This window comes from Streptomyces cadmiisoli, from assembly GCF_003261055.1.
In the GTDB taxonomy this organism is placed as follows: Bacteria; Actinomycetota; Actinomycetes; order Streptomycetales; family Streptomycetaceae; genus Streptomyces; species Streptomyces cadmiisoli.
In genome coordinates this window covers 5,412,522-5,425,624 of the sequence record NZ_CP030073.1, presented here as the reverse complement: position 1 = coordinate 5,425,624, position 13,103 = coordinate 5,412,522, and the positions used below count along the sequence as shown (strand labels likewise).

Annotated in this window: 9 protein-coding genes; 2 read left to right on the top strand and 7 right to left on the bottom strand. The window is 70.0% G+C overall.

Features of this window, described 5'->3' with window-relative positions; translation table 11 throughout:
* Positions 1-62 precede the first annotated feature (62 nt).
* Positions 63-2,870, bottom strand: coding sequence for a preprotein translocase subunit SecA (secA, locus tag DN051_RS23645; RefSeq protein ID WP_053761628.1), 2,808 nt, complete (start codon positions 2,868-2,870; stop codon positions 63-65).
* A 316-nt stretch (positions 2,871-3,186) separates the two neighbouring features.
* Here secA and DN051_RS23640 point away from each other — a divergent pair, with 316 nt between their 5' ends.
* Positions 3,187-3,765: a GNAT family N-acetyltransferase gene (locus DN051_RS23640; protein ID WP_053761627.1), complete on the top strand. Its 579-nt coding sequence runs from the start codon at positions 3,187-3,189 to the stop codon at positions 3,763-3,765.
* 60 nt (positions 3,766-3,825) lie between these two features.
* Positions 3,826-5,022, top strand: coding sequence for a winged helix-turn-helix domain-containing protein (locus DN051_RS23635; RefSeq protein ID WP_053761626.1), 1,197 nt, complete (start codon positions 3,826-3,828; stop codon positions 5,020-5,022).
* A 25-nt stretch (positions 5,023-5,047) separates the two neighbouring features.
* On the opposite strand, the gene DN051_RS23630 is transcribed toward DN051_RS23635, so the two are convergent.
* The 6 genes from DN051_RS23630 to mtrA all read right to left on the bottom strand — a co-directional run bounded on the left by DN051_RS23630 (position 5,048) and on the right by mtrA (position 13,085).
* Entirely contained in the window at positions 5,048-5,794 is a 747-nt protein-coding gene (locus DN051_RS23630) for a response regulator (protein WP_053761625.1), read from the bottom strand.
* 205 nt (positions 5,795-5,999) lie between these two features.
* Positions 6,000-6,692 (bottom strand): ribosome hibernation-promoting factor, HPF/YfiA family, encoded by a 693-nt coding sequence (gene hpf / locus DN051_RS23625; RefSeq protein ID WP_053761624.1) that lies wholly within the window; start codon positions 6,690-6,692, stop codon positions 6,000-6,002.
* 316 nt (positions 6,693-7,008) lie between these two features.
* Positions 7,009-7,980, bottom strand: a complete 972-nt coding sequence (locus tag DN051_RS23620) for a ComF family protein (protein WP_112439452.1) — start codon at positions 7,978-7,980, stop codon at positions 7,009-7,011.
* A gap of 477 nt (positions 7,981-8,457) precedes the next feature.
* Entirely contained in the window at positions 8,458-10,314 is a 1,857-nt protein-coding gene (locus tag DN051_RS23615; protein WP_053761622.1) for an LpqB family beta-propeller domain-containing protein, read from the bottom strand.
* A complete protein-coding gene (gene mtrB / locus DN051_RS23610) occupies positions 10,304-12,394 on the bottom strand; it encodes an MtrAB system histidine kinase MtrB (protein ID WP_053761621.1) in 2,091 nt (696 codons plus the stop codon). Before mtrB ends, DN051_RS23615 begins: the two co-directional genes overlap by 11 nt.
* 1 nt (position 12,395) lies before the next feature.
* On the bottom strand, positions 12,396-13,085 hold the full coding sequence (gene mtrA / locus DN051_RS23605) for a two-component system response regulator MtrA (protein ID WP_199314651.1): 690 nt from the start codon (positions 13,083-13,085) through the stop codon (positions 12,396-12,398).
* Between the last annotated feature and the right edge of the window lie 18 nt (positions 13,086-13,103).

Genomic DNA, 13,103 nt, shown 5'->3' with positions numbered 1-13,103 from the left:
GCACCCTCGGGTGACCCGGCCCTTCGGACCGCTACGACGCGCTGGACGCCGTCACTTCTTGGTTACTTCTTGCGGCGCCGGCCGCCCTTGGCCTGCTTGCGGCGCTCGGCGCGCGTGAGGCCGTCGGCCGCGGAACGCACCGGCTCGTCCTCGGCGAAGTCGCCCTCGATGGTGCCGCCCTCGCCGTCCACGGTCGGCGCGGTGAAGTGCAGGTTCCGCCGCTGCGGGGCCTCCAGGCCCTTGGCGCGGATCTCCGGGCGCGGCCCGGCCTGCGCGGGCACCGCGTCCTGCTTCTCCAGCGTCGGCTTGGTGTCCTCGACGGGGACCTCCTCGACCTGCTGCTCGACCTGGACCTCCAGGTTGAACAGGTAGCCGACGGACTCCTCCTTGATGCCCTCCATCATGGCGGTGAACATGTCGAAGCCCTCGCGCTGGTACTCGACCAGCGGGTCCTTCTGCGCCATCGCGCGCAGGCCGATGCCCTCCTGGAGGTAGTCCATCTCGTAGAGGTGCTCGCGCCACTTGCGGTCCAGGACCGACAGCACGACCCGGCGCTCCAGCTCCCGCATGATCTCGGAACCGAGCTGCGACTCACGCGACGCGTACTGCTCGCGGATGTCGTCCTTGATGGACTCGGAGATGAAGTCCGCGGTGAGCCCGGCACGATCGCCGGCCGCTTCCTCCAGCTCGTCGATGGTCACCTTCACCGGGTAGAGCTGCTTGAAGGCGCCCCACAGCCGGTCCAGGTCCCACTCCTCGGCGAAGCCCTCGGCGGTCTCCGCGGAGATGTAGGCGTCGATCGTGTCGTCCATGAAGTGCTGCACCTGCTCGTGCAGGTCCTCGCCCTCCAGGACGCGGCGCCGCTCGCCGTAGATGACCTCGCGCTGCCGGTTGAGGACCTCGTCGTACTTCAGGACGTTCTTGCGGGTCTCGAAGTTCTGCTGCTCGACCTGCGACTGGGCGGACGCGATCGCGCGCGTGACCATCTTGTTCTCGATCGGCACGTCGTCGGGGACGTTCGCCATCGACATCACGCGCTCGACCATCTGCGCCTTGAACAGCCGCATCAGGTCGTCGCCGAGCGAGAGGTAGAAGCGGGACTCGCCGGGGTCGCCCTGACGGCCGGAACGACCGCGCAGCTGGTTGTCGATACGACGCGACTCGTGCCGCTCGGTGCCCAGCACGTAGAGGCCGCCGAGGTCCTTGACCTCTTCGAACTCGGTGCGCACCGCCTTCTCGGCCCGCTCCAGGGCGGCGGGCAGCGCGGCGGCCCACTCCTCGATGTGCTCCTCGGGGTCGAGACCGCGCTGGCGCAGCTCGGCCTCGGCGAGGTCGTCGGGGTTGCCACCGAGCTTGATGTCCGTGCCACGGCCGGCCATGTTCGTCGCCACGGTGACCGAGCCCTTGCGGCCGGCCTGGGCGACGATCTGCGCCTCACGGTCGTGCTGCTTGGCGTTCAGCACCTCGTGCTGGATGCCGCGCTTGCTGAGCTGCTGCGAGAGGTACTCGGACTTCTCGACCGAGGTGGTGCCGACCAGGATCGGCTGGCCCTTCTCGTGCTTCTCGGCGATGTCGTCGACGACCGCGTCGAACTTCGCGACCTCGGTGCGGTAGATGAGGTCCGACTGGTCTTTGCGGACCATCGGCTTGTTGGTCGGGATCGGGACCACGCCGAGCTTGTAGATCTGGTGGAACTCGGCGGCCTCGGTCATCGCCGTACCGGTCATGCCGGAGAGCTTGTTGTAGAGGCGGAAGAAGTTCTGGAGGGTGATCGTGGCGAGGGTCTGGTTCTCGTCCTTGATCGGCACCCCTTCCTTCGCCTCGATCGCCTGGTGCATGCCCTCGTTGTAGCGACGGCCGGCGAGGATACGGCCGGTGTGCTCGTCGACGATCATGACTTCGCCGTCGATGACGACGTAGTCCTTGTCCTTCTTGAAGAGTTCCTTGGCCTTGATGGCGTTGTTCAGGTAGCCGACCAGCGGCGTGTTCACCGACTCGTAGAGGTTGTCGATGCCCAGCCAGTCCTCGACCTTGCCGACGCCGGCCTCGTGGATGGCGACCGTGCGCTTCTTCTCGTCGACGTCGTAGTCGCCGGTCTCCTCGATGCCCTTGAGCGGCTGGCCGGCCTCACCGCGCTTGAGGCGCGTGACCAGCTTGGCGAAGTCGCCGTACCACTTGGTGGCCTGGTCGGCCGGGCCGGAGATGATCAGCGGCGTACGGGCCTCGTCGATGAGGATCGAGTCGACCTCGTCGACCACGGCGAAGTTGTGGCCGCGCTGGACGAGCTCGTCCTGCGACCACGCCATGTTGTCGCGCAGGTAGTCGAAGCCGAACTCGTTGTTCGTGCCGTACGTGATGTCGCACGCGTACTGCTCGCGGCGCTGGGCCGGAGTCATGTTGGCGAGGATGCAGCCGACGGTCAGACCGAGGAACTTGTGGACGCGACCCATCATCTCGGAGTCGCGCTCGGCCAGATAGTCGTTGACCGTGATGAGGTGCACGCCGTCGCCCGACAGCGCGTTCAGGTAGGTGGGCAGCGTGCCGACCAGGGTCTTGCCCTCACCGGTCTTCATCTCGGCGACGTAGCCGAGGTGGAGGGCGGCACCGCCCATGATCTGCACGTCGTAGTGGCGCTGGCCGAGGGCGCGCTTGGCGGCCTCGCGCACGGTGGCGAAGGCCTCGGGCAGCAGGTCGTCCAGACTCTCACCGTCGGCGTACCGCTGCTTGTACTCATCGGTGAGGGCCCGCAGCTCGGCGTCGGAGAGGTCGACGAAGTCCTCTTCGATGGAGTTGACCTGGTCCGCGATGCGGTGCAGCTTGCGCAGGATCTTGCCTTCGCCTGCACGCATGATCTTCGAGAGGACGGACACGGGGGTTGGTCTCCTTGCCGGTCGGGCCTGGGACGGTCGGTTTCCTTTTGACGGGCTGAGCAACGGCCATCGTATGCGAGGACCCGGCCGTGCCGGGAGGCCTGCCGCGCGACGACGGTCCACCGCTGCTGATCGGCGCCTGTTCGCTCTTCGGTCGGTGCTCGGATCCGTGCTCGGATCTGCCTTCACATGGGACAACGGCCGAGGGTCCCGGATGGTGCCGCGTCCGGCCGACGAATTGTGCGAATCGTGATCGCCTGCTCACACACGGCGAAATACGTGGCGTCGGGCACGGTCCGGCGAGCAGAATCGGCCGATGGAGCCCGCCACGATCGCCACACCCCGCCTCCTGCTGCGCACCGTCGGCCCGGACGACACGGACGCCGTGTACGCCGCGTGCCAGGACCCCGACATCCAGCGCTGGACCACCATTCCCTCGCCCTACCTGCACGAGCACGCTCAGAGCTTCACCGAGCAGCTGGTCCCCGACGGCTGGGCGGCCGGGTCGATGTTCACCTTCGGCGTCTTCCTCGGCGACGGCGAACTGGCGGGCATGCTCGGCATCACCATGCGCTCGCTCGGCGTGGGCGAAATCGGCTTCTGGGTGGCGGAACACCACCGCGGCAACGGCTACATGACCGAGGCCGCCCTGGCCGCCTCCCGCTGGGCCTTCGTCCACCAGGCGGTCGACCGGCTGGAATGGCGGGCCGAGGTGGGCAACGCCGCCTCCCGCGCGGTCGCCGAACGCGTCGGCTACACCGTCGAGGGCACGCTGCGCGCCGCTCTCAACAACAACGGTGTGCGCCGGGACTGCTGGGTCGGCTCGCTGCTCCCGTCGGACCTGGGCCTGCCGTCGACGGCTCCGTACCTTCCGGCCCGCCCGCAGCCGGTGTAGTCGCGGACGATTTCCCAGTTCACGCCGCGTTGTCAGTGGCACCCCCTATCGTTCGAGGACATGACGACCCCGCGCGCCACGGACCTCTCCGCAGACGACGCCCGCCGCATCGCGCTGCGGGCCCAGGGCCTCCTCGGCACGCCCGACCGCAGGGCAGGCGTGCGCGGCGTCCTGCGCCACCTCGGCGCGGTCCAGCTCGACACGATCTCCGTCCTCGCCCGCTCCCACGAGCTCATCCCGTACGCCCGTCTCGGCGCCGTCGGCCGAAGAACGGTCGAGGAGGCCTACTGGAAGCCCGGGACGCCCGGCGAGGCCCCCGCACAGCCCCACGCCTTCGAGTACTGGTCCCACGCCGCCTGCATCCTCCCCATCGAGGAGTGGCCCCACTTCGCCTTCCGCCGCCGCGCCTACCGCGACCGCCCGCACTGGAACCACGAGCTCCCGGACGGCGTTTACGACCAGGTGGTCAAGCAGCTGCGCGCCGAGGGCCCCCTGACTGCCACGGAGCTGGGCGGGGCGAAGCGCACCAGCGAGTGGTGGGACTGGTCGGGCGCGAAGGTCGCGGTCGAGCGCGCGCTGATGTACGGCGAGGTGGTCTGCGTGGAGCGCCGCGGCTGGAAGCGCCTCTACGACCTCGCGGAGCGCGCCGTCCCCGCCGACCTGCTGCACGACGAGCTCGACGACGCCGAGTGCCTGCGCCGTCTGGTCCGTCTGGCCGGCCAGTCGCTGGGCGTCGGCACCCGCGCGGACATCGCCGACTACCACCGGCTGAAGGGCGAGCAGGTCGACGCGGTGATCGCCGACTCGGGTCTGGTCCCGGTCACGGTCGAGGGCTGGGGCAAGCCGGCCTGGGCGGACCCCGCGGCCCTGGAGGCTCCCCCGCGCGGCCGCCACCGCACCACGCTCCTGTCCCCGTTCGACTCCCTGATCTGGGAGCGGGCGCGCACGGAGCGCATCTTCGGCTTCACCCACCGCCTGGAGGCGTACGTACCGAAGCAGAAGCGTGTCCACGGCTACTTCGCGATGCCGGTGCTGGCCGGCGGCCGTCTCGTCGGCCGGGTCGATCCGGCCCGCGAAGGCCGCACGCTCGTGGCCAGGCAGGTCGGCCTGGAGGGACCGAAGGTCGTCCCCGCTGTGGCCCAGGCCCTGATCGAGGCGGCGAGCTGGGTGGACTGCACGAACGCACGCGTGGAGCTGGTGGACCCCCCGGAGCTGCACGCCCCGCTGACGAGAGAACTCGCCCGCGCCCTCACCTGAGGCGCGGGTCCGTCACACGGGTCCGTCACCGGATTTCGAGGATCTTCTCCCGCATCGCGTAGACCACCGCTTCCATCCTGGAGTGCAGCTGAAGCTTCTCCAGGATGTTGCGCACATGGTTCTTCACGGTGTTCTCGGAGATGAACAACTCCTTGGCGATGTCCCGGTTGTTCATCCCCGTGGCGACGAGTTTGAGCACTTCCAGCTCGCGGTCCGTGAGCCGCGGCGCGGGTACCAGGCGGCGCTCGTCCGTCCGCTGGATCATCGATTTGAACTCGGTGAGCAGTTTCGACGCCATCGAGGGGCTGATCTGTGACTGCCCGTCGGCCACCGCGCGAATCGCCGTGGCCACCTCGTCCGTGGAGATCTCCTTGAGGAGATAGCCCGTCGCGCCCGCCTTGATGGCTTCGTAGAGATCGGCTTCCTCGTCGCTGATGGTCAGCATGATGATCTTGGCGCTGGGTGCCACTTCCTTGATGGAGGTGCACGCCTCGATCCCGCCCCGCTTGGGCATGCGCACATCCATCAGAACGATGTCGGGCAGCAGGTCCGCGGCCTTCTCCACGGCCTCGGCGCCGTCGCCCGCCTCGCCGATGACCTGGATGTCCTCCTCGGCCGCGAGGACGATCTCCAGGCCGCGCCGGAAGAGGGCGTGGTCGTCCACGACCAGAACGCGGATCGGTTCTTTGCGTGGGGTGCCCGCGTCCGGGCCGATGCCGACGACGCCGCCGTCGACGTCCCCGTCCTGCATTGGTCCGAAGCTGTCCGCCATCGTTCCTCCCCCTGAAGGCTGTGGCCTGTGGTTCTGTGCCATCGCCAACCCAAGGCAACGGCCCACCGGTTGGGCCGTGGCCGCCATGATTTCATGCCCGACCGGCACTCGGGTGACCGAGCGGTGGGCCAAGTGGTGGCACACGGGTGCCCCTGGGGGCGCACGCGCGCTCCAGGGGCACCGGCTCAGCTGTCGTCCGGCGTGGTCAGCCGCCCAGCGGACCGCCCGCCTCGGGGGAGGGCGCGTGCGTGATCATCGTGTCGGTGCTGAGGTGGATCACGCCGTAGTCGTATGCGTGGCGTCGGTAGACGACACTGGGGTCCTTCGTCTCGGAGTCGACGAACAGATAGAAGTCGTGCCCCACCAGCTCCATCTCGTAGAGAGCCTGGTCGAGGGTCATGGGGGCGGCGACGTGGGTCTTCTCGCGGACGACGAGAGGGCCTTCACCCTGCACTTCCAGCGAGCCGATCTTCTTGGTGGGCACACCGCCCGGCTCGTCCGCCTCGAAGGTGTTGCCGTTGCCGTTGAGCGTTGCCGCCCCCGGAACGTGGTCGGGGACCTCGGCTGCCGTGAGCCGGCGTACACCCCGGCGCGTGTGACGCTTGTCGTGCTGCCTGCGCAGCCGGGCATCCAGCTTCTCCGCCGCAAGGTCGAGTGCGACGTACGGATCGCTGGCCGATGCCTCCGCCCGGATCACCGGACCGCGGGAGCGGAGCGTGATCTCCACTCGGTCGCTGCGGTCGGCCTGTCGGGGGTTCGGCTCCTTGGACACCTCGACGTCGAGGCTGATCACCTTGCCATCGAGCTTCTGGATCTTGTCCAGCTTCAGCTTCTCGGCCACGTGCTTGCGGAACCGCTCGGGCACCTCGGTCTTGCGGCCCTTGACGACGATGTCCACGCAGAACTCCGTTCCCGGATCGCTCCGCTCCAGTGGCGGAGCATCTCCCTTGTGCACCAGGTCCCGGGAAGCCCCGGAACCTCGGACTCGGTGACGTCCACCTCCTCCTCCCCCGTGGGCAAGATCTCCACCCAGCCGGGCCTGGACGATTACGGAATATCCACAGCACGGCATTCGGATAAGTGAGGTGTGGCCTGCGGCTTTCCCTCACAACCGAACATATCTCGCCCGGACGGATGTCGTCACCCTCTACTGCGACGTACCTCCGTTCCGGTGAATTTGCCCACTCACTACCTGCAACGATGCAAGTTCGCAGTCAGTTCCGGTTGATTTCGAAAGAATCCAACGTTGCAGCGACCACAGCCGCGCAGATCGGGTCACCGACATCGTTCGCCGTCACCATTCCCGGCGTGGTCCGCACCCTGTACACGTCCCCTTCGATTGATCCCGTCGTCCGTTCCCCACTCCTTTCCCGATAGCTCCTGTCATACACGGCCGTCCCCGAATCTCCTCGGGACACGGCAGGTATCGCGCCGCCACGCACCTCCCGCCTGCTCAGCCCGGCGCCCGGGCCCCCGTCCACGGCTGCCCGCACCGCTCGCGCCGCCTCGGTCAGGGACGCCCCTGTCGTCATCAGGTCGTCCACCAGCACCACCGGACCTCCGGCCAGCAGGCCCGCACCGCCGCCCGGAACGTGCAGGGCACCGGCTAGATTCTCCAGCCGCTGCCGGGAGGTGAGCCCCGACTGGTCGGCGACGGCCCGCCGTTGCCGCAGCACGGCGAGCACCCGCGCCGGCGTCCCCGTCCGCCGCAACTCCGCGGACGCCGCGAGCGCGATCCGACGCGCCGGATCGTGCCCCCGCGCCCGCACCGCGGCCCGCCCGGACGGCACGGGAACGAGCAGCACCGGGCCGCTCGGACACCCGGGCCGCACCCCGGCCGGTGCGACGGCCGACGTCCGCCCCGGCACCGCGCCGCCGACCGTCGTGCGGCACTCCCGCAGCCCCGTGCGCACGGCTTCCGCCAAAGCCACGCCGAGCGGCCCCGCGAGCGCCAACGCGCCCCGCTCCTTGTGGGCGAGGAGCACCGCCCGTACCTCGTCCGCATACCGTGCCGCGGCGTGCACGACCGGCAGACCCGGCGGCTCCGGCACCGGTCGCACCCGGCACGGCACGGCCCCGGTCAGGGCCGCACGGCACTCCGGGCAGAGCACCGTGCGAGTCCGTCCGCAGCCTCCGCACTCGCCCGGCAGCACCAGGTCGGTGAGGTCCTGCCACCACCCCCGCATGCCCACCACTGTGCCAACGCCCGCGCCGGCCCACCACCCCTGTGGAAAACTCCTGTGGACAACTCGGAGGCACACCGCCAGCAGCGGAAACGGCGGTTTCGGCATTCGACTGGGCGCGCTGGGGAACCGGCCTCGCTGCGCGCGGTCGAAACCCGCGTCGCGGCCCGCTGTCGAATCCCGCCTCACTGCTCGTGGCAGAACCCCGCGTTCACTGCACGCGGTCGAACCCCACCGTCACGCCGCACAACGGACACCCGCGCAGCGGCGCACGGCGGACACCTGCGCCAGAGCGCACGGCGGAGCGGACCCTGTCACCCGCCACGCGGCACCCCACAAACCCGCAAGGCGCGGCAGCCGGCTGACACGCGCCGCCCGCCGGTCGACCCCACACAAGCTGTGGACACCCTCAGACGAACAACGACCCGGCACCCCGCCGAAATCCCACGGCGCGCCGCCCACACCCCACCCGAACCGAACTCACCCCGGATAGACCGGCGCGGACCCGTCCTTGACCACCGTCTGCCACTGCGCCCCGTCGGGCAGGCGCACGATGCCGTCCTCCGAGTAGGCGACCAGCGGCAGCCGTCCGTCCTCGGCGGCGGCGATCTCCTTCACACCGGTCAGCGCGTCGGGCGCGGGCCCCTCCGGCGTGGAGCCGTCGACCTGGACGTACTTCATCTGCTGCACGCCGCCCTCTTCCCGCCCGACCACCACGAGCCGTCCGTCACCGGCCCACGACATGGTGGTGACCTCCTCCAACGCCGGTGCGGCGGGCCTCAGTTCGAAGACCGAGACGCCCGACCCCGGACCGGGCTTCCCGCCCGGCACGTCCTTGGTGGTGCGCTCGATCCGCCCGACCAGCAGGGACTGCTTGTCGTCGTTCTCCACGACCAGCGCGATCCGCACGCCGTCGGCCGCCACCCGCACGGACCTGATCTGCCCGTCGAGCCCCGGAACCTGTACCTCCATCGGCTCGCCCTTGCCCTCCCGGAGCACGAGCAGCCGAGGATGCTCGGGGTCGCGGTCGGCCACCCACAGGTCGCCCCGCGCGTCCCAGCTCGGCGTGGTCAGCCGTTCGTCCTCGGTCTTGCCGGCACTGCGGACCACCGGTTCACCGAGTGAACTGCCCGACACGAGCGAACCCACGTACAGCGTCTTGCCGTCGAGGGCGACCCCGGCCCCGGTGTGCTCGTCGCGCGACACCGCCGCCGACCGCAACGCCCGCTCGCCGCCGCCCAGTTCTCCCGGTACCGCATCGGCGTTCGTGCTTCTGCTGCCGCCCGGCGGGATCCGCACCAGCCGGTGCTCACCGTCGATGAAGTACAGGAACTCGGGGTGCTTGGCCGAACCGCGCGCGGCGACGGCCGCCGCCCCGTCCTCGTCGAGCTCGCACAACTGCTCGCCGCCCGCCTGTACTTCGACCTCGTCCACCGCGGGTGTCAGGCCCTGAAGGGTGAACAGCAACTGCGCCGCCATCTCGTTGCACTTGGCCCGCCCGACCTGGGTCGCCTTCCCGTTCAACGGCACCGTCAGCTTGTTCTGGTCGTCGGGCGTCAGCGGACCGGCCCCCTTCCGCAGCGCTGTACCGCTGGGGAAGCTCGACCTGACGACGGGACCCAGCCAGCTCGTGGGCCCGTTGAGAAGGGAGCGCACCATCTGCGTCATCGGGTCCACGCGCCGTCGCACGTACACCGGATCGGCGACGGCGGCCGTCTGCGAGGCCGTCCCCACGGCGGAGTTCGAGGCGAAGTAGTACTTGTTGACGGACGTGTAGTTGCGCTGGAAGTCCGACTTCCCCATGACGACGCCCTGCGGCAGGCCGTTGATGCGCCACTGCCCGCTCTTGCGGTCGCGCACGAGACGCACCTGACGGCTGTACGAGCCCTGCGCCGGCGCGTACGACTGCTCCGCGTCCACCACGGCCACCTTCGCGCCGGTGAGCGTAAACGAGAAGTTGACGCTGTCCTCGCGGACTCCCGCGGGGTCGGCCTCGGTGGCGGGTCCGTCCGCGAGCACCATCGTGGACAGCTCAGGTCGCCACGTCTTCGCGGCCTGTCCGGTCAGATACTGCTTCGCCGTCGCATACTGCGGATCGTCGCTGGTCAGCGCCTCAAGAAAACCCTGCACGATCTCCGAGGGCTGAGCGTCCTCCCGAGGCGGCATCGCGAACACCCGCACCTGGGTGTCCTGACGCGGGGTCGACTCCACGCCGCGCAGGTCCCCGTTGTCGGGCATCGAGGCGCAGCCCGTCAGCAGTACGGCACCTCCGGCGACGTACACCGCCACCGCGCGCGCCGGCTTGCGCCGGGCGCCCCCCTCGCGGTCAGCGACCACGAAACGCCTCCCCTTGCTCATTCGCTTCGTCGGGCCCGGCCGTCACCGGGCGATTCGTCACCGGGCGGTTCAGGGCCGCGCCGCTCGCCGCCTCCGCGGTGGGCCGGTCGTCCTGCCGTCGTATGCCGCCGCCCGCCGGGCGCGGCACCACGCGCGCGCCGTTGCCCGGCAGCGCGGTCGGATCCGCCGTGGGGGCGACGACCGCCACCCGGGGCGGGATCGGGTCCCGCTGCGGCATCGGGCCGCTGCCCGTCGGCTGGGCCGGCACCGTGGCGGTCTTCTCCGTGCCGCCGCGCGGCAGACCGGCGTCGTTGAGCCCGCGGTTGCGCCGCGAGTCCTTGGGCTCCAGGGGTATCGGCGACCCGCGCAGCGGCTCGTCCGCGGTCCGCGGCAGCGTCAGCCGGAACTGCGATCCGCCGCCCGGCTCGCCCCACGCCTGCAACCAGCCGCCGTGCAGTCGGGCGTCCTCCAAGGCGATCGACAGTCCGAGGCCCGTACCGCCGGTCGTACGCGCGCGTGCCGGGTCGGCGCGCCAGAAGCGGTTGAAGACCCGGGTCGCCTCGCCCGGCTTGAGTCCCACGCCGTAGTCGCGCACCGCGACCGCGACCGCTCCGCCGGCCGAGGCGAGCTTGACGACGACGTCCTTGCCCTCGCCGTGCTCCACGGCGTTCACCACGAGGTTGCGCAGCACCCGCTCCACGCGCCGGGCATCGGCCTCGGCGACGACGGGCTGCTGGTCACCCATGATCCGTATCTGCGTGCCCTTGCGCTCGGCGAGCGGCTCGGCACCGCTGACCACGCGCCGCACGACCTCCCTGAGGTCTATGGCGTCCGCCTCCAGCGCCGCCGCCCCCGCGTCGAAACGGCTGATCTCCAGCAGGTCCGACAGCAGTGACTCGAACCGGTCCAGCTGGTCGGCGAGCAGTTCCGCCGAACGGGCGGTCACCGGGTCGAAGTCGACCCGCGCCTCGTGGATCACGTCGGCGGCCATCCGCACGGTCGTCAGGGGCGTACGCAGCTCGTGGGACACGTCCGAGACGAACCGGCGCTGCATCCGCGAGAGGTCCTCCAGCTGCTGGATCTTCAGCTGAAGGCTCTGCGCCATCTTGTTGAAGGCCTCGCCGAGCCGCGCGATGTCGTCCTCGCCGGTGACCTTCATCCGTTCCTGGAGCCGCCCGGCGGACAGCCGCTCGGCGATACCGGCCGCCATCCGCACCGGCGTGACGACCTGCCGCACCACCAGCCAGGCGATGGCCCCGAGGAGTACGACGACGAACAGGCCGGCCGTCGCGAGCGTCCCCTTGACCAGGCTCAGGGACTTCTCCTCCTGGGTCAGCGGGAAGAAGTAGTAGAGCTGGTACGGGTCGCCGTTCGGGTCGTCGATCTCCTTGCCGATCACGAGCGCCGGCTGGGAGTCCTTCTTCTCACCGCTGTAGATGATGCGGGTGTAGCTCTGCGCCGCCGCCGCACTGCTGGTCACCTCCGCGCGCAGCTCCTGCGGCACGCTCTCGTTGGGGTCGACCCCGCCGGAGGCCCGCGGTCCGCGCCCACCGGCACTGTCGTCGCCGGCCGGGAGCGTGACGACGTCGAAGGCGCCCTGGCCACCGCTGGAGAGCGAGGAGACGAGATCGCTCATCCACTGGATGACGTTCTGGGAGGGCCGGCCGTCGACCGTCGCCGCTCCGTTGCCGGTCGCCGCCTCGTCGGCACGCTGCTTGGCCACGGCGAATCCGCCGGTGGCCTGGCTCTGCGACGCCTTCACCTTGGCGTCCAGCAGACCGTTGCGCACCTGCCCGATGACGACGAAACCGAGCAGCAGGACGACGCCCAGCGACATCAGCAGGGTCGTGACGACGACCTTGAGCTGGATGTTGCGCCGCCACAGCCGCATGACGGGCAGCAGCGGACGGCGCACCCACCGCATGAACAGACGGAGCACCGGGCTGCCCTGGACGCCGCCCTCGAGCAGCCCGCTCTCCAGGAAACGTCCCCAGCGTGAGCCCGCCGCCTTCGGGCCGACAGGCCGCCCCGCACCGCCCCCTGACCGACCGGGCGCCGAAGCGGCACTGTCACCCGACATGTCAGCTCGGCCCCGCCTTGTAACCGACGCCACGGACGGTCACCACGATCTCCGGCCGCTCCGGGTCCTTCTCGACCTTGGAGCGCAGCCGCTGCACATGGACGTTGACCAGCCGCGTGTCCGCCGCGTGCCGGTAGCCCCACACCTGCTCCAGGAGCACCTCGCGGGTGAAGACCTGCCACGGCTTGCGGGCCAGCGCGACGAGCAGATCGAACTCCAGCGGCGTCAGCGCGATGGACTGCCCGTCGCGCTTCACGGAGTGCCCGGCCACGTCGATGAGCAGGTCACCGATGGCGAGCTGCTCCGGTGCCGGCTCCTCCGACCTGCGCAGCCGGGCCCGGATCCGGGCCACGAGCTCCTTGGGCTTGAACGGCTTCACGATGTAGTCGTCCGCGCCCGACTCCAGGCCCACGACCACATCGACGGTGTCGCTCTTGGCCGTGAGCATCACGATCGGCACTCCGGACTCCGCCCTGATCAGACGGCACACCTCGATTCCGTCCCGACCGGGCAGCATCAGATCGAGCAGCACCAAGTCGGGCTTGGCCTCCCGGAAAGCGGCCAGCGCCTTGTCGCCGTCGGCTACGAAAGACGGCTCAAAACCTTCACCACGCAGCACGATGCCGAGCATCTCGGCCAGTGCGGTGTCGTCGTCGACGACAAGGACTCGTCCCTTCATAAACGACATCATCCCATTCTCGTAACAGTG

Coding starts and splice junctions, on each gene's coding strand:
- DN051_RS23640 (WP_053761627.1), top strand. CDS start 3,187: ATGGAGCCCGCCACGATCGCCACACCCCGCCTCCTGCTGCGCACCGTC.
- mtrA (WP_199314651.1), bottom strand. CDS start 13,085: ATGATGTCGTTTATGAAGGGACGAGTCCTTGTCGTCGACGACGACACC.
- DN051_RS23630 (WP_053761625.1), bottom strand. CDS start 5,794: ATGGCGGACAGCTTCGGACCAATGCAGGACGGGGACGTCGACGGCGGC.
- DN051_RS23635 (WP_053761626.1), top strand. CDS start 3,826: ATGACGACCCCGCGCGCCACGGACCTCTCCGCAGACGACGCCCGCCGC.
- DN051_RS23620 (WP_112439452.1), bottom strand. CDS start 7,980: ATGCGGGGGTGGTGGCAGGACCTCACCGACCTGGTGCTGCCGGGCGAG.
- mtrB (WP_053761621.1), bottom strand. CDS start 12,394: ATGTCGGGTGACAGTGCCGCTTCGGCGCCCGGTCGGTCAGGGGGCGGT.